16 protein-coding genes are annotated in these 19,491 nt (G+C 67.2%); 9 read left to right on the top strand and 7 right to left on the bottom strand.

The genetic code is table 11. The annotated features are described in order from the left end of the window. Nucleotides 1–14 precede the first annotated feature (14 nt). The 3 genes from AB0M74_RS17375 to AB0M74_RS17365 all read left to right on the top strand — a co-directional run bounded on the left by AB0M74_RS17375 (nt 15) and on the right by AB0M74_RS17365 (nt 2,412). The gene (locus tag AB0M74_RS17375; RefSeq protein WP_366527240.1) at nt 15–650 is read left to right on the top strand and encodes a carboxymuconolactone decarboxylase family protein; all 636 of its coding nucleotides are present in this window, start codon (nt 15–17) and stop codon (nt 648–650) included. Beyond that, a complete protein-coding gene (locus tag AB0M74_RS17370) occupies nt 647–1,288 on the top strand; it encodes a hemerythrin domain-containing protein (protein WP_366527239.1) in 642 nt (213 codons plus the stop codon). Before AB0M74_RS17375 ends, AB0M74_RS17370 begins: the two co-directional genes overlap by 4 nt. A gap of 143 nt (nt 1,289–1,431) precedes the next feature. Beyond that, entirely contained in the window at nt 1,432–2,412 is a 981-nt protein-coding gene (locus AB0M74_RS17365; RefSeq protein ID WP_366527238.1) for a pyridoxal-phosphate dependent enzyme, read from the top strand. Nucleotides 2,413–2,547: 135 nt separating this feature from the next. Here the strand turns inward: AB0M74_RS17365 and AB0M74_RS17360 are convergent, their stop codons facing one another. After that, on the bottom strand, nt 2,548–3,636 hold the full coding sequence (locus AB0M74_RS17360; protein ID WP_366527237.1) for a substrate-binding domain-containing protein: 1,089 nt from the start codon (nt 3,634–3,636) through the stop codon (nt 2,548–2,550). A gap of 51 nt (nt 3,637–3,687) precedes the next feature. On the opposite strand from AB0M74_RS17360, the gene AB0M74_RS17355 reads away from it, so the two are divergent. The 3 genes from AB0M74_RS17355 (at nt 3,688) to AB0M74_RS17345 (ending at nt 7,574) form a co-directional block, all read left to right on the top strand. After that, nucleotides 3,688–4,128: a MarR family transcriptional regulator gene (locus AB0M74_RS17355; RefSeq protein WP_366527236.1), complete on the top strand. Its 441-nt coding sequence runs from the start codon at nt 3,688–3,690 to the stop codon at nt 4,126–4,128. Nucleotides 4,129–4,219: 91 nt separating this feature from the next. Continuing rightward, nucleotides 4,220–4,996: an ABC transporter ATP-binding protein gene (locus tag AB0M74_RS17350; protein WP_366527235.1), complete on the top strand. Its 777-nt coding sequence runs from the start codon at nt 4,220–4,222 to the stop codon at nt 4,994–4,996. Nucleotides 4,997–5,045: 49 nt separating this feature from the next. Then, entirely contained in the window at nt 5,046–7,574 is a 2,529-nt protein-coding gene (locus AB0M74_RS17345) for an FtsX-like permease family protein (protein ID WP_366527234.1), read from the top strand. A gap of 59 nt (nt 7,575–7,633) precedes the next feature. Here the strand turns inward: AB0M74_RS17345 and AB0M74_RS17340 are convergent, their stop codons facing one another. After that, on the bottom strand, nt 7,634–8,227 hold the full coding sequence (locus AB0M74_RS17340; protein ID WP_366527233.1) for a TetR/AcrR family transcriptional regulator: 594 nt from the start codon (nt 8,225–8,227) through the stop codon (nt 7,634–7,636). A gap of 57 nt (nt 8,228–8,284) precedes the next feature. Between AB0M74_RS17340 and AB0M74_RS17335 the strand changes: the two genes are divergently transcribed. The 3 genes from AB0M74_RS17335 (at nt 8,285) to AB0M74_RS17325 (ending at nt 11,217) form a co-directional block, all read left to right on the top strand. Continuing rightward, entirely contained in the window at nt 8,285–8,608 is a 324-nt protein-coding gene (locus tag AB0M74_RS17335) for a DUF6463 family protein (RefSeq protein WP_366527232.1), read from the top strand. A 229-nt stretch (nt 8,609–8,837) separates the two neighbouring features. Continuing rightward, a complete protein-coding gene (locus AB0M74_RS17330; protein ID WP_366527231.1) occupies nt 8,838–10,085 on the top strand; it encodes a hypothetical protein in 1,248 nt (415 codons plus the stop codon). A 304-nt stretch (nt 10,086–10,389) separates the two neighbouring features. Continuing rightward, nucleotides 10,390–11,217, top strand: a complete 828-nt coding sequence (locus AB0M74_RS17325; RefSeq protein WP_366527230.1) for a phosphatase PAP2 family protein — start codon at nt 10,390–10,392, stop codon at nt 11,215–11,217. 187 nt (nt 11,218–11,404) lie between these two features. Here AB0M74_RS17325 and AB0M74_RS17320 read toward each other — a convergent pair whose 3' ends face one another. The 5 genes from AB0M74_RS17320 to AB0M74_RS17300 all read right to left on the bottom strand — a co-directional run bounded on the left by AB0M74_RS17320 (nt 11,405) and on the right by AB0M74_RS17300 (nt 19,484). Beyond that, a complete protein-coding gene (locus AB0M74_RS17320) occupies nt 11,405–12,568 on the bottom strand; it encodes a VWA domain-containing protein (protein ID WP_366527229.1) in 1,164 nt (387 codons plus the stop codon). Next, a complete protein-coding gene (locus tag AB0M74_RS17315) occupies nt 12,565–12,852 on the bottom strand; it encodes a hypothetical protein (RefSeq protein WP_366527228.1) in 288 nt (95 codons plus the stop codon). The genes AB0M74_RS17320 and AB0M74_RS17315 overlap by 4 nt, the downstream gene beginning before the upstream one ends. Further along, nucleotides 12,849–15,134 carry a DUF5682 family protein gene (locus tag AB0M74_RS17310; RefSeq protein WP_366527227.1) on the bottom strand — a complete coding sequence of 762 codons (2,286 nt, stop codon included), beginning with the start codon at nt 15,132–15,134 and terminating at the stop codon, nt 12,849–12,851. The genes AB0M74_RS17315 and AB0M74_RS17310 overlap by 4 nt, the downstream gene beginning before the upstream one ends. 316 nt (nt 15,135–15,450) lie before the next feature. Then, on the bottom strand, nt 15,451–16,551 hold the full coding sequence (locus AB0M74_RS17305) for an AAA family ATPase (RefSeq protein ID WP_366527280.1): 1,101 nt from the start codon (nt 16,549–16,551) through the stop codon (nt 15,451–15,453). 11 nt (nt 16,552–16,562) lie between these two features. Next, nucleotides 16,563–19,484: an SWIM zinc finger family protein gene (locus tag AB0M74_RS17300; protein WP_366527226.1), complete on the bottom strand. Its 2,922-nt coding sequence runs from the start codon at nt 19,482–19,484 to the stop codon at nt 16,563–16,565. Between the last annotated feature and the right edge of the window lie 7 nt (nt 19,485–19,491).

The following is a 19,491-nucleotide window of genomic DNA, read 5'->3' as shown; positions in this document are numbered from 1 at the left end:
AAGAAGGTGTGTTCATGCCGCACATCCCCCTGATCGAGCCGGAAGCAACTACCGGTGCGACCCGGCGTCTGTTCGCCGAAGCGCAACAGCGTTTCGGGATCACGCCGAATGTCGCCAAGGCCATGGCCAACAGCCCCGTCGCGTTGCGCGGCTATCTCGACCTCGTCGCCGCGCTGTGCGACAGCGGCCTTCCCGCAGCGACGCGCACCCGGATCGGGGTGCTCGTCTCCCAGGAGAACGGCTGCGACTACGGCTTGTCCGCGCACAGCTTCGTCGGGACCCGTCTGAACGGGCTGCGTCGAGACGAGGTAGATCGCGCTCGCGCGGGTACCGCGCAGGACCCGAAGGACGCGGCGGTGCTCGGCTTCGCCGCCGCACTGTTGCGGCAGCGCGGCGCGGTCACCGACGCGGAGCTCACCCAGGCAGGCGCGGAGCTGGCAGACGCGGACCTTGTCGACATCATCGCCTGCGTTGCCCTCGCCATCTTCGACAACTACCTCACTCTCGCGGGCCGGGTGGCCAACGACTGGCCACTCGTCGCGCACACCGACCCGATCGACTCGTCCCAGCTCGACTCCTCGAAAGGACCCCCTGACCACGCACCCTCGGCCCAGCCGCAGCTCACGCTCGACAATGAGGAGTACCCATGAGCGCCACGCTCGACATGACCACCATGTACGCCATGCACCACGCGCTGCGGCGCGAACTGGAGCGGATCGCCACGATCACCAGCCGGATCGACGACGACCCGCGCAAGATCCTGTCTACTGCGGTGGGCTGGCGGATGTTCACCAAATCCCTGCATATCCACCACACCGCCGAGGACGATGCGCTCTGGCCGGTGATGCGTGAGACGTTGGCCGAGCGCCCCTCGGAACTGGCGCTGCTCGACGCCATGGAAGCCGAGCACGGCGCCGTCGATCCGCTGATCGAGGCGATCGAGGTGGCCTTCGCCGATCGCGAGAGTGGTTCGCAGCGCCTCGGCGACCTGGTCGATGCGCTGGTCACCGCCCTGGTCGGGCACCTCGAGCACGAAGAAAAACAGGCGCTGCCGTTGATCCAGGCAACGGTCACGCTGCCGCAATGGCAGGCGTTCGGTCAGCTGCACGGCAGCAGAATCGGACCGGATGCGCCACAACTGATTCCGTGGCTGCTCGACGGCGCCGACGAGCAGACTGTCGATACGGTCCTCGCACCGCTGCCGGAGCCGGTCCGCGTCGCGTATTTCCACCAGTGGCAACCCGCCTACATTGCACTGGATCGGTGGAGCGCAGATACTTCCAAATAGTAGGTTTTGGCTGTGCTGTCCCCGATCGGAACAGGTCGGGGACGGTGCAGTCTTCGGCAAATTAGGGCAGATGCCCGATACCGCCCGGCGTACTCCATGTCTAACGTCCCCGACGGGGCCATAGATCGTGAGGAGGCTGCCGGGTGATCGGTATCTGTACCCCGTCCCTGGTGGATGTCGAAGCCGCGGCCGAGCGTATTGCCGGACTCGTGCGACCGCTCACCGTAGTGGAGGCAGGCCCGGAATATGCCCCGGGGGCGGAGGTCTTCCTCGGGCTCGAATTCATGCAGCACACCGGCTCGTTCAAGGCACGGGGTGCGGCCAATCTGCTCGCTGCCATGCTCGCGGCGGGCACGGTGCCCGATGCGGGCATCGTTTCGGCCACCGGGCGCAATGCCGACATCGGATTCGCTTGGGCGGCCAGAATGTTCGGTATTCCCGCCACCATCTTCCTTGCGGAGTCGGCCGCGAAGGCGAGGATCGATCGGCTGCGCGCACTGGGCGCCGATGTGCGCGTTTTCGGCCGGACCCCGGAGCAGGCGCGGGACAACGCGGGGCTGTTCATGGCCCGCACCGGCGCGATCGACGCCTACACCCACGACGACAATCTGACCTCAGCGGGCGCGGGCACGATCCTGCTCGAAAGCCTTAGCGCCATACCGAAGTTGGACACGATCGTGCTCGCGGTCGGTGCGGGCGGCATGTTCTCCGGTGTCGCCGCGGTCGCCGACGGTCGCGGTATCAGAGTGGTCGGCGCGGAGCCCGAGGGCAGTTGCGCGCTGCACGCGGCGCTGGCCGCGGATGCCGTCCTGGACGTGGACATCGACTCGATTGCCGCGGATTCTCTCGGCGCGCCCCGCATTTCCGCCGCCGCCCTCTCCTGGGCCAGGAGCGCGGAAGTACGGTCGGTGGTCGTCGACGACGACGCAATAATCCGGGCCCGCCGATCCCTCTGGGAGGGATACGGTCTTGTGGTCGAGCACGGCTCGGCGACGGCCCTTGCGGCGCTCTCGACCGGCGCGTACCGGCCCGGTCGCGGCGAGCGGGTCGCCGTGATCCTGTGCGGGGCCAACACCGATCCCACCGATCTGCGCACCTCGCTCGGCGCGATCGGCAACCACTGAAAAAGCTGAGCTCCCCCGAACGGCGCCTAGGCGAGCCACGGACCGGTCGGTCAGTGGTGGCCGAATTTCGGGTCGACGCAGGTGTGGCGCGGTCGATTCGGCACTCGACAGCAGGCCGGCCGGGCCCGGTCGAAATCAGGAGGTCAGTTCGGCCAGCACGGTGAAGTCGAGTGCGTCCGCGTCGGCGAGGTAGACCGGTTGGGTGGTGTGGGCACCACGGACGCGGACCTCACCGCGTGGACCGCCGTAACTGACACCGGCGGAACGGCTTTCGATGGAACGCGGATCGAGGCTGCGGGCGGCCTCGGCCAGGGATGCGAACAACAGCAGGCCCTCGTAGCAGGATTCGCCGATATTGTTCAACGCGGGCGCGAACGCGCCGAACCGCCGGAGATATCTCGCGCCGAAGTCCATACTCTCGGCGGAGACCAGACTCTCGAAATAGCCACTGGCGGTGTACAAGCCGTGGGTGCTCTCGGGGCCGCCCGCGTACAGCACATCTTCGCCGATCATCATGCTCAGCCGCAGACGATGCTCGTCGAGGCCCGCCCTGGCGAACGCCTGGTTGAAGGCGGCGCAGTCGGCGCCGACCATGAAGACCAGAACTCCCTGCGCGGGTGAGCGTTCGATCAGATCCAGCGCGCCGCGGAAGTTGCGTCCGCCGAGTGGGACATAGCTCTCACCGACGATCTCGATATCAGTTGTCGCCACGAATTCCGCTGCGGCTCGCGCAGTTTCGCGCGGCCACACGTAGTCGTTGCCGATGACGCACCAGCGCCGGATGCCGTGTTGCGCGCGCAGCCAGCGCAGGGCAGGGAAGAGCTGCTGGTCGGGGGTCTCGCCGACCATATAGACGCCGTCGGAATCCTCGCCGCCCTCATAGAAGGTCGTGTAGATGTAGGGCACGCGTCCGGCGGTCTGCGGAGTGATCACCTTGCGGGCGTTGGACAGATGCCAGCCGACGACACCGTCGACGAGTCCGGTGCTGATCATACGGTCGATCCGGGCGGCCAGTACGGGCAGCGGCGCGCCCGCGTCGACGACATGTATCCGGACCGGGCGGTCGAGAATGCCACCCGCGGTATTGATGTCGTCGACGGCGAGGGTGGCGCAGGCCTCACAGGAAGGGCCGAACAAGCCCGCCGGTCCGCTCTGCGGCACCACCAGCGCAATGTCCACGGTATCGCGACGGCCACGAAAACCTGAGGGCGGCAAGGGAATCACCGTATATTTCCATCTGAATCAATACCATACGGCGTTGTATATAGTGCTGCGGTGGACGATAGCACTGCCCCCGCCGCCTTGGAGGAGCTGGCGCGACTTGTACGTCGGGCATCACAGGAATTGGACCGCGTCGTCGCGACCAGTCTCGGCGAAACTTCCGTCGCACGCTGGCACGTGCTGACCGCGGTCGCCGCAGGCACCGGACGTCCGATGTCACACCTCGGCGAGGCGACCCTGCTCACCGGGGCCAGCCTGACCAGACTCATCGACGCGATGATCGCCGAGAACCTGGTCCACCGCAAGGTCGACGACACCGACCGCAGACGCGTCCTGGTCTTTCCGACCCGACGCGGCCTGCTGACCTACCGGACGATGACCCGCGCCATCACCGCGGCGGGCCTCGATCCGGTTGCCGCCGACACCGACCGACTCACGGGTGCTTTGACCACCATGCTCGACCAACTGCGTGACGCCGAACCGGCGATTGTGTAGCGGCGGCTGCCGCGTGTCGGGTGATCGATACTCGAGTCATCGGGGTTCTCCCCGATGGCGCGGTGGCGCGATCGCAGACAGACTGGACTGCATGACTTCGCACGCTGTGGGTACCGACACCGCCGAAACGGCGGTTCCGACCGATGTCGCGGCCCGTGCCATCGACCTGATGAAGGTCTACGGATCAGGAGATACGCAGGTCAAAGCGCTGGACGGCGTATCGGTCGAGTTCGCGAAGGGAGAGTTCACCGCAATCATGGGGCCGTCGGGCTCCGGTAAGTCGACGCTGATGCACTGCCTGGCGGGTCTGGACGGCGCGAGCTCCGGAACAGTGCGGATCGGCGACACCGATCTGCGGGGGCTGTCGGACAAACAGATGACGTGGCTGCGGCGCGACCGGATCGGCTTCGTGTTCCAGGCGTTCAACCTGGTGCCCACGCTCACAGCGCTGGAGAACATCACGTTGCCGCTGGACATCGCCGGCCGCAAGCCGGACCAGGACTGGCTGGACACGGTGCTCAAACGGCTCGGGCTGACCGACCGGCTCACCCACCGGCCCAGTGAGCTGTCGGGCGGACAGCAGCAGCGAGTTGCGTGCGCGCGTGCGCTCGCGGGCAAGCCGGAGATCATCTTCGGTGACGAACCGACCGGCAATCTCGACTCGCGTGCCTCCGAGGAGGTGCTCAGCATCCTGCGCGCCGCAGTGGACGAATTCGGGCAGACGGTCGTCATCGTGACCCACGAACCGCACGCCGCGGGCTACGCCGACCGGGTGATCTTCCTCGCGGACGGACGGATCGTCGACGAGCTGCGCGATCCCACCGCGGAATCGGTGCTCGACAAGATGAAGGCCCTGGAGCAGGCGTGAGCGCGACACAGTCCTATTCGGTCTCCTACACCAGGCAGGGACATCAGTGATGGCCGGTAGTCCGATGCGCAAGGTGGCCTTGCGCAATCTCGCCGCGCACAAGGTGCGGTTGGCGCTGACTGTGCTCTCGGTGGTGCTCGGCACTGCGTTCATCGCGGGCTCGTTCGTGTTCACCGACACCCTGCAACGCACCTTCGACGGGATCTTCGCCAATCAGGCCAAGGGCGTCGATGTTCGGGTGAGTCCCAAGGAACGGCAGGCCCTCGGTGTTCCGCAGAGCGTGGTGGACCAGATTGCGAAGACTGCCGGGGTCCGGGCCACCGCGCCGAGCGTGAACGGTCCGGTGGTGCTGCTGTACCCGGACGGCAAGAAGGCCGTGCAGACCGGTGGCGCGCCCACCTTCGGGCGGTCGTATCTGCCACCGGACAAGGCGGTCGCCGAACCGGACGCGTTCGTCGAGGGTGTCCCGCCCGCGCACGAAGGCGAGATGGCGATCAACACCGGTGGCGCGGAACGCGCCGGGCTGAAGGTGGGGGACAAGACCAAGATCCTCATCCCGTCGCACGGTCAACCCATCGACGTCACAGTGTCCGGCATCTACGAGGTGCCTTCCGACACCGGCGGCTTCATCGGGCTGCTGTTCGACGACACGCAGGCGCGCAAGCTGTTCACCGACGGCACGCACGTCGCCTACATCGACATCGCCGCCGCAGGTATCCCGGGCGACCAACTGCGCGACCAGCTTTCGGCCACTTTGAAGGACTACAAGGTGCAGAACGGCGAGCAGGTGCGCGCCGATCTGAAGAAGGAAATCTCCAACGCGCTGAACTTCATCAATTATTTCCTGCTCGCCTTCGGTGCGATCGCGCTGATCGTCGGCACGTTCATCATCTACAACACCTTCTCGATGATCGTGGCCCAGCGGCTACGGGAATTGGCACTGCTGCGGGCGGTGGGAGCGAGTAGGCAGCAGGTCGGGCGGTCAGTGGTTGCGGAAGCCTTCGTCATCGGAGTGATCGGCAGCGCCATCGGTTTGGCGGGCGGCATCGGTCTGGCGTTCGGACTTTCCGCGCTGCTCAATGCTTTCGATCTCGGGTTGCCGACCGGTTCGATGGCGGTGCGACCGCGCACGATCGTGGTCGGCATGCTCGTCGGACTGCTGGTCACCTTGGTGAGCGCCTACGCGCCCGCCCGGCGGGCCGCGAAGATCCCGCCCGTGGAGGCGATGCGGGAAGAATTCGCCGCTGCCGGTGAATCATTGCGGGTGCGCACCCTGTGTGGTGCGGTGCTGGCGGTGGTAGGCGTCGTCCTCGTCGTGATCGGTGCGCGATCCACCGGCGGCCATGCCGCGTTGACGGTGGGCATCGGCGCGCTGGCGTTGATCTTGGCCGTACTGCTCGCCGCGCCCGCGGTGTCGCGGCCGGTGGTCGCGGTGCTCGGCGTGCTGATTCGCCCGTTCGGGTCGATCGGGCGGATGGCGCGCAACAACGCCGCACGCAATCCGCGCCGAACGGCCGCAACGGCTTTCGCGCTCACCCTCGGACTGATGCTGGTGACCGCGATCGGCATGCTCGGCGCATCGGCGAAGGCGAGTGTGAGCGTGCTGGTCGACAAGGGCGTGAACGCCGACTACGTGCTGGCCGGCCCGCAGCTGATCGGGGTGCCGCTCGGCGCGGGCGACGCGGTGCGCAAGTCGGTGCCGCAGGTGGCCGACGTAGTCGGGATTCGGGGCGTCGGCCTGAAGGTCGGCGACGATCAGCTGATCGGCACCTCGCCGGACGGGCAACTCGACCGAGTACTGAATTACGACATGATTCGCGGTACCGACACCCTCGGCGACCGCGACGTGCTGGTCTCGGAGGACGAAGCCGATGACCGGGGCTGGAAGGTCGGCGATCAGGTCACCGTGGTGAGTCTGGACGGCAAGAAGATTCAGCTGACTGTGACGGGCATCTACAAGAAGACACCGCTGCTCGGTCCGATGGTGGTGTCGCCCAAGCTGTACGACGAGACCATGCCGCTCAACTTCCGTACCAATTTCCTGATGCTGATCAAGGCCAAGCCTGGCGCGGACCTCACCGAGATGCGCGCCGACCTGGAGAAGGCGACCGAGCAATTCGTAGTCGTTCAGGTCCAGAACCCGGAGGAATTCAAGGGCGCACAGGGCAAGCAGATCAACACGCTGCTGGCGATCCTCTACGGCCTGCTCGCGCTTGCGGTGGTGATCGCGATCCTCGGCATCATCAATACCTTGGCCCTGTCGGTGGTGGAGCGACGTCGCGAGATCGGCATGCTGCGCGCGGTCGGAATGCAGCGCGCGCAGGTGCGCAGGACCATCTATCTGGAATCGATGTTGATCGCGGTGTTCGGCGCGATCGTCGGCATGCTGCTCGGTCTCGGTCTCGGTGTCGGATTCTTGCGCACCCTGCGCGACCTGGGCATCGATCAGATCGCGATCCCGTGGAATCAACTGGTGCTCGTTCTGGTGTGCTCGGCTGTCGTCGGTGTTCTCGCGGCCCTGTGGCCCGGCATCCGAGCCGCACGCACACCGCCCCTCGCGGCGATCGCGGATCTGTAGGGCTTATCGCCCTGACGGCCGGTCACTCAGTGCTGCAGTGACACTCGGTACTGGCAGATCTAACGGCTGGTCGGGCGTAACTCGTGGACAACGGCCGCCGTCGCGGTGGCGGTGACGTCGTCGACCCAGTCCGGAATGGGCACCGCGGCCGCGATGTACTCGCGGACGAGCCCGTAGGGAATGGCCTTGACGGCGGCCACCGCGATCGCCATGCGGTGTTCATCATCGTCGCCGAACTCCGCGACGACGGCGGCGCGCAGCGCGTCGTCCATTCGGTCGTTGACCGCGGCGATAGCGACGCGCAGCTCCTCAGGGCCCACGTCGAGCAGTTCGTTGCGCCGGAACATCTTCATCGCGCGGGCTTCGGTCGGGTGCTCACGGCAGTACCGCGTCAGGTACATCGCGGCGGCGAGTAGCGGGTCGGGCCCGGAAAGAGCGGCGATGATCCCGGTCTGGAAGCGCCGGATCGAGCGAAGCCACAGCCGGGCGAGCAATTCTTCGCGGGAGGCGAAGCGCACGTAGATCGACCCGGTGTGGATGCCGGAGGCGGCGCTGATCGCGGCGATGCTCGGCCGGGTCGTCGCCGGATCGGCGAGCAGATCGCGCGCCGCGTCGAGGACCTGATCATCGGTGAATCGCCGGGGTCTTGCCACGCGGGACAGCTTAAGGCAGAGTTTCTGAATGTGGATTCAAAAACTAGGTTCCCGCTCATGGGCGCACTGCTCGTCTTCATCGGATCGGCCCACACCGCGCTCGGTGTTGCCATATGGGCGGGCGGTTACGAGGAGGCCGAGCTCTCGTTCTGGTTCACCGCGTTCGGAGTTGCCGCCGTCTGCTTCGGGATCGCCGTGATCGATGCGGAGCGAACTCGCGGCTACGTGTCGGTGCCGATCCTCGCCGCAACCGCTGTTCTCACTGCGTTCGGTCTCGTATTCGAGCCCGTGTCCGGGTTCCTCACCGTCCTGGCACCCCTGGCCATCGGCGTCCGCGGTTGGACGCGCCACCGCCGCGTCGCCGCAGTCCCGGCCGAATAACGCATCAGACCTACCAGCACCGACTCACCACCGCGACATCACGGCGCGGATGAACGCGAACGAACGGTTGTTCCGCTGCTGTTCCTCAACAAGAAGGTCTGGCTTCGCTGACCTCAGCGCGCGTGGTCGGGGCGCCGCCACCTGCCAATTGCCATCTGTGGCAAGTGCATAGCGACCACGTAGCATCGTGCGGGTTACGGCGGTACTTGATGGTCGGCAGGTGCATAGGATGGTCGCGGAGTTTCCGTTTGCGGAGCAAACTTCGAATGAGTTGTCGTTCAAGGAACGCGACGAACGGTACGAGCGCCTGCACGACTGGCCTGATCCGACCTATCTCCATTCCTCCGGTCTGCGGATGATCTGGAAATACGATGACGTGCGCGACGTACTGGAGGCGGCCGATCCCGCCCTCTCCAACGGGAATTCGCTTGATCCGCTGGTGGAATTCCCGCGAATCGCGGGCACACCACGGGCGATTCCGCATTTCGTCCGACACCTGGTTCCACTGCCTGCCAAGGCGACCGCAAACCTGACCGACGACACCTTGCACAAACAGGTGTGGGACACCATGGCCGGTCCGGCAGGGCATTTCACGATTTCGCGGGACGAGCGGCCGCAGCGGATCGAGGCCATGGTGGAGCACTTTCACCATGCGCTGCATGGCCTCGATGAGGGGATCGTGGCGCGGCTGGACGTGACGGCACTGTCGATCGCCTACGCCGCGCGCGTCGGCGGCGCCGCGGTCGGCCTGCCCGCAGCGGACTGGCCGCAGGTGGCGGTGTGGAGCGGTGCGCAATCCGGGCTGCTCGGCCGTCGGATGCGTGGCCGCGAACTGGCCGAGGCGGTGGGGGCGCTCGGCCAGCTGTTCACGGTGAGCGGCCAGGCCGTCGAGCGCAGCCGGCGCCACCGGGTGACTGGCTTCGCGAGCCGCCTGCACGACGCGGGCGTTCCCCGTCGCGTCGCCGTGTCCGCCATGGCGAATTCCCTTGCGGCGGGGGTGCACACCGTGAGCGGCAGCATTCAGCAGGGAGTGCAGCGATTGCTGAGTGGCCCGGGCCGGGAGTGGTGGGATCTGCTCGCGGATCAGAACGCCGCCGCGCAGGTCGCCGTCAAAGTGCTCCAACTAGACCCCGGCCTGGTGGCATGGAAACGTCGCGCGGTCCGACCGATGACCCTGCGCAGCGGCACAGAACTCGCGGCGGGGCCCGTGCTGGTCATGTTCGCCGCCGCCAATCGCGATCCGGCGGCATTCCGGAACCCGCTCGATCTGCGTGGTGGCGGCAAGCTGCCGCTGACCTTCGGGTTCGGCAAGCACGTCTGCCCCGGTAAGCAACTGGCCAACCTGGCGGTCGAGGTGTTCCTGCGCGAGTTGCGCGAACTCGCGCCACTGGCGCGTCTGTCGGAAGAGGTGACATCGGCGAACACGCGCAAGCCCGACCTGCTGTTCAGCGGAGCGGACGTCACCCTCACCGTATGAGCCGGGAACCGGTTGCGGCACGGTGGGTTCGGGGTAGGAGATCCTCCCGCCGGCTCACCTGCGGCGCGCCGACCGGGGATCGGCTGCGGTCATTCCGTCGAACGGCGCTCGATACTCCGACAGCACTTGGATATAACGGTGTCCCGGAGCTGATGCGCTGGGCTTCGCGCCAGGACCGGAACTATGTCTCTCCGGTCACACAGTGGTGAATTGAAGCGGATGGTGATGCTACGGTAAGCGGAGGTTGTTACTCCACTTAATTGTAGATGGCGGCCTGCTTCGATGAGGAAGGGAGCCGCTGGCGATGGTGGCAGTGGGTTTCGGTGGTCCCGGCGTGAGTTTTCCGCCGGCGCTCGCCGAACGGGCCGAACGGGTGCGGGCCGCGGTGCGCGGCAGGGGTGGTGAGGCGATCGGTCAGCTCGCGCTGATCACCGTGTTGTATGTGGCCTATCGGGTCGGTCGCATGTTCACCGCCGACGACACGATGCACGCGATGGGCAATGCGTACGCCATCCTCGGTTTCGAAGACCGGCTGGGACTGCCGGAGGAGACAACGGTGCAAGCGCTCTTCGTCGACCGGAGTTTTCTCGCAGTGCCCGCGAACGTCTATTACGCCACAGCGCATTTCACCGTCGCGGTCGCGGTGCTGTTGTGGCTGTGGACTTTCCGGCCCGAGCACTACCGGTGGACGCGTAACTTGATGGTGGCGCTGACCGGCGGCGCGCTTGTGGTGCATGTGCTGATGCCACTCGCACCGCCGCGCATGCTGCCGCAATACGGGTTCGTCGACCTCGCCGCCATCCACGGCCAATCGGTCTACGGCGCACCCGATTCCGGCGGCCTGTCGAATCAGCTCGCGGCGATGCCGTCACTGCACGTCGGATGGGCGCTGCTGCTCGCCTTCGCTGTGGTCGCGGCGACCCGAACCCCATGGCGCTGGCTGGCATTGGCACATCCGGTGCTCACCACGCTGGTGGTGATAGGCACCGGCAATCACTACTGGCTCGACGCCATCGTCGCGATCACACTGCTCGCGGTGGCGGCGGCATTGCACCCGCTCGTAGTGCCCGAGTCGGCGACCGCGTGGGGCGTGATGGGCCCGGTGGAATCGACGGTAGCCATCACCAGATGATCGGGCCGCCGGGCAGCCGCTCTGTGTCCGGTAGTCCGTCGAACGTAGTCGGATGGTGGTCGCCCCGGCTGTATTCGACCGCCATTTGACTGCGCCCGGCGAGCGGCTGAAGCGGGAATTCGGCGCAGATCAGGGATCTCGAATCGAGTGAGGGCCTGAGGTGCTCGGTGATGTTCCGGGCGTGGGGTCAGGGTCGGCCGGCGTTGGTGTTGGCCCAGGATTGGATGTCGCCTCGGTCCAGGGCCAGTGCCAGCAGATCGGGGAATTTGTCGGGGGTGCAGGCGAAGGCGGGGACGCCGAGGGCGGCCAGGGCGGCGGCGTTGTCGTGGTCGTAGGCGGGGGCTCCCTCATCCGAAAGGGCCAGCAGGACTACCACCTGGACGCCGGATTCCTTCATGGCGTTGACGCGGCGCAGCATTTCGTTCCGGATGCCGCCTTCGTACAGATCGGAGATGAGGACGAACAGGGTGTCGGCGGGGCGGGTGATGAGTGACTGGGAGTAGGCGATGGCGCGGTTGATGTCGGTACCGCCGCCGAGTTGGGTGCCGAACAGGACGTCTACGGGGTCGGTGAGTTGTTCGGTGAGGTCGACGACTTCGGTGTCGAAGACGATCAGCGACGTCTTCAGCGCGCGCATCGAAGCGAGCACCGCGCCGAACACCGATGCGTAGACCACGCTGGAGGCCATCGAGCCGGATTGGTCGATGGCCAGCACCACATCGCGGTGCACCGCCTGGGCTTTGCGGCCGTACCCGATGAGGCGTTCGGGCACTACGGTGCGGTGTTCGGGCAGGTAGTGCGCGAGATTCTTGCGGATGGTCCGGTCCCAGTCGATATCGCGCAGGCGGGGGCGGCCGATTCGGGCGGCGCGGTTCAGCGCGCCGGAGACGGCCACGAGAGTGTGTGCGGCGATGCGCTGCTCGATCTCGCGGACGACCTTCTCCACCACCATTCGCGCGGTCGCCTTGGTGGTTTCGGGCATCACGCCATTGAGACTCAGCAGGGTGCCGACGAGGTGGACGTCGGGCTCCACCGCTTCCAGCAGCTCGGGTTCCAGCAGCAGCTGCGTCAGGTTGAGCCGGTCGACCGCGTCGCGCTGCATTACCTCCACGACCGTGGACGGGAAATAGGTGCGGATGTCGCCCAGCCAGCGAGCGACTTTCGGTGCCGAGCTACCGAGGCCTGCCGCGCGTTTGCCGGACGGTGTGATGTCGTCGGTGTTGTACAGGGCCGACAATGCCGCGTCCATCGCCTGGTCGTCGCCGGATCCGAGGCCGCCGAGGCTCGGATCGGCAGCGGTCCCGAGCACCAAACGCCAACGCCGGGACTGTATTTCATCGATGTCGTTCATCCAGGAACTCCGGGGAAGTCGATGGTCAGCGTTTGTATGGTCACGTAGTTCGAAGTGCTGGTGCCCGAGCCGGAGGTGTTCGCGCGACGGACATAGCGCTGCGAGGGTTCATCCGGTGGCTTCACGATGGTTCTGGTGTCACCCGTGGTTTGGGTGTCGTCGGTGGGTCGGTTGCTGGGAATGCTGCTTCCGGCGTTGCGAGCGTGCCAGGTTTTGTGCGGGATGGTTCGGTCGGCTCGGGTGAGCCGCGTGTCCCGGGATTGTTGTGGTGCTGAGGACTTCATCCGGCGACTCCCAGAATCTCGGCGACCGTGTGCATCGCCATCGATCCCCGGTCCATGTCGAAGGATGTGCTGTCGGTGTTGCTGGTTCGGAGTGCACCGCCGTCGCGAACCGCCTGGCCGATGGCGCGGCGTTCCCCCGATTCGAAAGCGCCGAAGGTACGGCGGAGCAGGGGGAGTGTCTCGACGAACTGGTCGTCGCCGAGTTCACGCAGCCAATCGTCGATGAGGCGCAGCAACTCTCTGTCGTGGACGAGTAAGAGGCCGCGTCCACCGAGGAATCCGTCGATCCAGGCGGCTTTCGCGGCGGCGGTGTTGCCGATCGACAGCGCGGCCGAAAGCCTTCGTGCCGAGTCTGTTTCATCGATGATGCCCGCGTCGCAGAGCAGCCGGACGGCGCGGCCGACCAGCGCGCCATGGACATCGTCGCGGTCGGCGAGGCGATGCAGCGCTGCGAGCCACTCCTGGGTGGCCCAGCCGTCGTCTCTGGTGTGGATGGCGGTGTGGGCCGCGTCGAGGAGGCGGCGCAGTTGCTCGGCGGCGTCGGCGTCCAGCCCGGTGACCGCGCCGGGGAGACCCGCACAGATGCGCACCAGCAGACCGTCGGCGACATGGATGAGCGCCTTGGTATCGGTGCCACGCACATCCCCGTAGCGCAGGGTGCGGACCAGACCCGGTAGGGCGGCGAGCAGGTGGCTCACGTCATGATCCAGTGCCGCAACCGACTCCAGTCGCGAGATGAGGCCGTCGGTGGCTCCGCCGAGGTCGGCAAGCAGTGCGGTTTCCAATGCGGCGGTGAGGTCGGCGACAGTGCTGCCGTCGCGGTTGGCCAGATCGAGGATCTTCGACTCGGCGGCAGTGCGGATGGTGGTGCCCCAGCGGGAGGCCTCGATGATCGAGACCGCGAACTCCGGCCGCCATTCCAGTGTCCAGGTTTCCCGGAAGGTGCCGGTGCTGCGCACCTCCCCGGTGGTCGGTGTGCCCCAACCGATGCCGAGCAGGCGCAGCCGATGCAGCAGCCGGGAACGATCGACCTCCCGTTCTTTGCGCAGGTCCAGATCGAGGGTCCGCGATACGGCCTCCTGCTTCATACGCAGCGTTCTGATCTTGGCCCGCAGATCGGCGTCGAGCGGCACGGTGGGCGTGCCCTCCGGCACGGCGCCGAGGGCCTCTCCGACGACGAGTTCGGCGCCGATCAACCGGACCATCGTCTCGTCGCCCGCGCACATCACCGCACGCACCGCCTCGGTGACCTCGGAAAGTCCGGCAAGTGGACGATCGCGCAACACTGCGAGAGTCTCGGCGAGCCGGACGGATTCGATGATGTGCGCACTGGAGACCGGCAGATCATGCGCTCGCAGCACCCCGGCCACCCTGGTGAGCCACCGCGCGATGGGCTGCTCGGTCTGGGTGAACAGATGGTGATACCAGCCCGGTGAGGTAATGCCCGCGCCATAACCGGACGCCGAGGCCAGCCGTGAATGCGTCCACGGCACCCAGGTCACGGTGGCCTTCACCTTCGGCAATCCCTTGAGCAGCCGCATATCCGCGGCCGCCGGTCCGAGCTTGCCGACCAAGGCGGGCGCGTGCCACGCACCGCAGACCACCGCGAGCCGTTGTGCTCCGTCCTTGAGCGCCTTGCGCATCGTCTGCCGCATGTACGCCTCACGCCGCAGAGTGTGTTCGTCGATCGCGATCGGCACTCGCGGCGCACTCTGCGATTCGACGACGACTGTGCCGTTCTCGGAGGTGCTGTCTTCGATCAGTTCTCCGTTACGGTCGGTCCTGGCACCGAGTGTCCCCGCGGCGGCGGCCTCGCGGATTGCCGCCATCGCTTCCGTGATCGCCTCGAAAGCGGTGGAATCGGCCGCCGATTCGACCACCGCGTCCCACCAGCGTTCGGCGTCGTCGTATCCGGCAGCCGCGGCCAACTCGGCCAGCGGGTCGATGTGATCGCCGGGTTCGTCGTCGCGGGCGAGCACGGTCGTGGCGGGCAGGTCGCAGAACCGCACAGCCACACCGTGTTCCACCGCGTACCGCAGCGCCTGCCACTCCGGAGAGAACACCGCGTACGGCCAGAACGCCGCCTTGGCCGGGGTGTCCGGCACATAGGCGAGCAGCGCCACCGGCGGTGCCATCCCCTCCACGGCAACGTAACCGACCAGCGGATCGGCATCCGCCGGACCCTCGATCAAGATCGCATCGGGCCCGAACGCCTCCAACGCCGCGCGCAGCGACTTGGCCGAACCCGGCCCGTGATGGCGGATACCGAATACTCGAGTCACTGGTCCGTCGCCGACCTGTAACGGGTCGCCGTCATCGCGCTGCGCGTTCGTGTTCGCGTGTCGTTGGTGTTTACGCCGGGATACGTCTGGATCACGGTGCTACCCCCTTGTTTCCGCGCCGCGCCTGCCGGGCTGTGCGCACCGATGTCGTGCGGTTGTCGGCCTGCGCGCAGGCATCCGTGTGGTTTGTGGTCTCCGGGTGTATATCGGTGTCGGCGTCTGCGTGCGTCACCCAGCTACCTCGGGTCGAATATCGCTGTACGTGTGCACATCCCGGCTGTCGCGGTACCGAGCCGTGCCGATTCGGCGGTGTAGTTCACCCGTTCACGTCGCGGCAGGCGCGGTAGAAATCGGACCAGTCGGGGCGTTCGCGGACGACGGCTTCCAGGTATTCGGTCCAGACGACGGCATCGGAGACCGGGTCCTTGATCACCGAGCCGAGGACAGCGCCCGCGATGTCGGAGGCGCGCAGGACGCTGTCGCCGAAGTGTGCGGAGAGGGCGATGCCGTTGGTGATGACCGAGATCGCTTCGGCGGTGGACAGGGTGCCCGACGGGGACTTGAGTTTGGTGCGGCCGTCGGCGGTGATACCGGAGCGCAATTCCCGGAAGATGCGTACGACGCGGCGCACTTCCTCGGCGGCGGCGGGAATGGTGGGTAGTTCCAGCGCGCAGCCGAGTTGTTCCACGCGACGGGTGACGATGGCGACCTCGTCGTCTTCGCTGGCAGGCAGCGGCAGCACCACGGTGTTGAAGCGGCGGCGCAGCGCCGAGGACAGGTCGTTGACGCCGCGGTCGCGGTCATTGGCGGTGGCGATGACGTTGAAGCCCTTGGCGGCCTGCACCTCGGTGCCGAGCTCGGGGACCGGCAGCGTCTTCTCCGACAGCACAGTGATCAGCGCGTCCTGCACATCCGAGGGGATGCGGGTGAGTTCTTCGATGCGGGCGATCGCGCCGCGACTCATCGCTGTCATCACCGGCGAAGCCACCATCGCGCCTTCGCTGGGTCCTTCTGCCAGCAGTCGCGCGTAGTTCCAGCCATAGCGGATCGCCTCTTCCGCGGTACCGGAGGTACCCTGCACCAACAGCGTCGACTCGCCGCAAATGGCAGCCGAAAGATGTTCCGACACCCAGGTTTTGGCGGTGCCCGGCACACCGAGCAGCAGCAGCGCCCGGTCGGTGGCCAGGGTGGCCACCGCGACCTCCATGAGCCTGCGCGGGCCGACGTACTTCGGGGTGATCACGGTGCCGTTGTCGAGCGTGCCACCGAGCAGATAGGTGACCACGGCCCAGGGCGACAGCCGCCACGAGGGCGGGCGCGGGCGGTCGTCGATGGCGGAAAGAGCCAGCAGTTCGTGGGCGTATGCCTGTTCGGCATGGGGGCGCAACAGGTCCGAATTGGTGTCTCCGGTGGACACGGCGGTGGTGGTCACTGCAACTCCTCGAGCATCATCGAGCGGTGGTTGAGGTCGTGGGCGAGTTGGTTGAAGGCCTGCTCCCAGGCGGGATCGTCGCAACGGCGGGCCACCACGGTGACCGCGGGAGCTGTGACGAGCGGCAGGTGCGCGGCCGCTGCGGCGAGCAGTGACCGGTGTGCGCTCGGCGTCGCGCCGTGTGCGCCGGGGCGATGGGTCCCCGGCGGTTGGTATGCGGCGCGCGCACGTTCGAACAGCAGCAGAATCAGATGCTGGGCCAACGGTTCCGGCCACGGGTGCCCCATGGCCGGCAACAGTGCCTCGAGCTCCGAGAGCCACGATCCGTCCAGCTGTAGCAGGTGCGCGGTCCGGTCGGCGAGCGGCAGCAGCGCGAACAGCTCACGGCGGCGCAGCATGGCGAGATCGGACGGCACGCCGGCGTTGAACAGGGCGCGGGCCCACGCCGGATGGTGCTGCGCCAGTGTGGCATCGACCCAGCCGTCGAAGACCGGCTGCCGGAACCGGTCGGCGATGGCGGCCCGCGTCGCCTGCTCCGGTGTGGCCGGATTATTCGGCGTACCCAGCGCCGCCGCCCAGTGTGCCAGCGGCGTCGCGGCGACGAGCTGGCGGACGCGGCCCGCGCAAACGTCGGGTGCGCCGCCCCACCGGTAGGTGAACTCCACCGTGCGGTCGGCGATGCCGTCCCGGTGATCTGCGGTGTCGAGTGCGTCGGGCAGCTCGATGGTGAGATGCGCACGCAGCGCACCGTTTTCGGCAGGGGCCCAGACGTTGTTCAGCCATTGAGTCGCGCGCCGGGTCATCCGATGGGCGAACGCCGAGTGGGGCAGCAGGGTGAGCAGTCCGGCGGCGGTGCGCCGGACGTCGGCGCGGCGATCGTCCAACGCCGTCTCGAGCAGCGCCTCGTCGGCCGCCGAAATCCCCTCGGCGAGGACGGCGAGTAGCTCCGCCTTCAGCGGGCCGGACTCTTTCGACCACGCCGCGGTCAGCGCCGCCAGCGCGGCTGCCGCGTCGCGACGGCGTAGATCGGTGAGCCAATCCCGCCGCTCGGGCGGCCTGCCGAACTGCCATACCTCCGCAGGCGGAGTTGCCACATTGTGCCGCAACATGTTTCGCCACTCGGGATGCTGTACCGCCAACCAGCGACCGCGCGCACCGGCCAGGCGCAAGAGGGGTTCGCGCAGCTCGGCGTTCGTCTTCGCGTGTTCCAGTAACAGTCCGCACAGTGCATCGGGGGCGCGGTAGTCGTACGGCGCTGCCGCGGCGAACCATTCCGTCAGAAACGGTGATCGGTCGGCCACCATGCGCGACAGCCGGGACGCCGCGAGCCTCGGCAATAGGCGCCGGGTGTCGTCCTCGGCGGGTTCGGGCAGGGTTGCGGTGCCCGCGGCTACCCCGCCACGCGCGAAAGTGTCACGCAGTGCGACAGATTCGAGCAGCAGCAATGCGGGTTCGGAGCGCAGTTCGGCTGCTGCGGCCGCGACAGGTGGGTCGAGCCGCGCCGGGTCCGGGGCGCGGCGCGCGGTGCCCAGCAATGCGACCGACGTCAGGTCTGCGGCATCCGGCGACTGCGTGGCAGCCGAATTCCCGGCGCTGCGAGCGGTGAGTCCCTGGCCGCTCACGTCGACGACTTCGCCCGCGGTGAACGCCGAGATCGGGACAAGGCCATCGGCAGTCCACTCCGCGGCAAGCGTCACCGGATGACCGCCGGATACGCCGAGTAGCCGCCACGGTTGTTCGATCGGCACGACCGGGACCGCCGTGCCGTCGGATTCCGCAATATACCAACCATTTTCGGTAGGAACCGGCACCACGTCGGTGAGCAGGACCGGCCACGACCGCAGCCACGGATCCGCGCCGAGCGCCCGCGCGTGCGCGTCGAGCGCGGCGGCGATGCTGCCTGCCTCGGCGGTGACCGGCACGGTGGTGAATGGTTCTGCTGCGCCGTACCGTTCGCCCCACAGTGCGCGCAACGGCGCGGCCCCCGGGTAGTAGTGCAGGTGGGCGTCGGCCATCATGCCGGGTGCGGGCACCTCCGCGGAGAAGCTCGGTGCACCGAACGAGTGCTCGACGAGCAGTGCCCAACTCCGGCTCTGCCTGCCGTACAGCCAGCTTCGCCGCGTGTGGAGCCGTTCCTCCTCGCTGGTACGGACGCCGAGCACCATCCAGCTGTCGCGCACAGCAGGCTCGTCGCGCACGCTCTCGGCCCGCGCGGAATATCCGATGTGGGAGCGAACGCTCGCCGCCAATGCGGGCGACAAGTCGTCGATGCGACGATGCGCGGCAACGAGCAGGTGTAGCCGCGCGAATTCGCGCAGGACAAGCTCCGGCCAATCCGCGCTGGTTACCACCGTGGCAGGCAATTTCCGCAGGGCCGAGGCGATACCGGGCGCCTGTGCGTCGACCATCCGTGTGGCTATCGCCTCGAAGGCCCCGAAGGACCGATCGCTCTGGGCAAGCCCCGTGCGTACCTGATCGGCGAGCCAGATATCGAGTTCCTCCAGCCCTGCGGTCACCCACACCCGACGCTGCTCGACCGTGGCCGGATTCGGCGTGCGCGTGGCGGTTTCACCAGCAGGTTTCGCCGCAGCGCGGGTAGCGCGGCCGGTGATCCAGTCGGCGGCGAACGCGGCGATCTGTGTCGCCTCTTCGACAGTCCCGCCCGACCAGCTCAGCAACAGTGACAGCGCGTGTTTGCACGGAAACTTGCGACTCGGGCACGAGCATTTATACGCCGGACCGGCCAGATCGACGATCGTTTGATACGGCTTGGCACCGCTGCCTTTGCAGAGGCCCCACAGCGCGGTGTCGCGATACCCCGCACCGTGCCAGCGCCCGGCCAGCTTTCGCGCGGCCGACAGCGAGCTCGCATCCGGCGCCAGGGCGCTGACCTGTTCCTCGGTCCACGGTGCCGTCATCGGGCGG

Origin of the sequence: Nocardia sp. NPDC051463 (genome assembly GCF_040681975.1) — a bacterium.
Taxonomy (GTDB): domain Bacteria; phylum Actinomycetota; class Actinomycetes; order Mycobacteriales; family Mycobacteriaceae; genus Nocardia.
The sequence above is the reverse complement of the archived record's forward strand: the minus strand, read 5'-3'. Positions and strand labels throughout refer to the sequence as shown.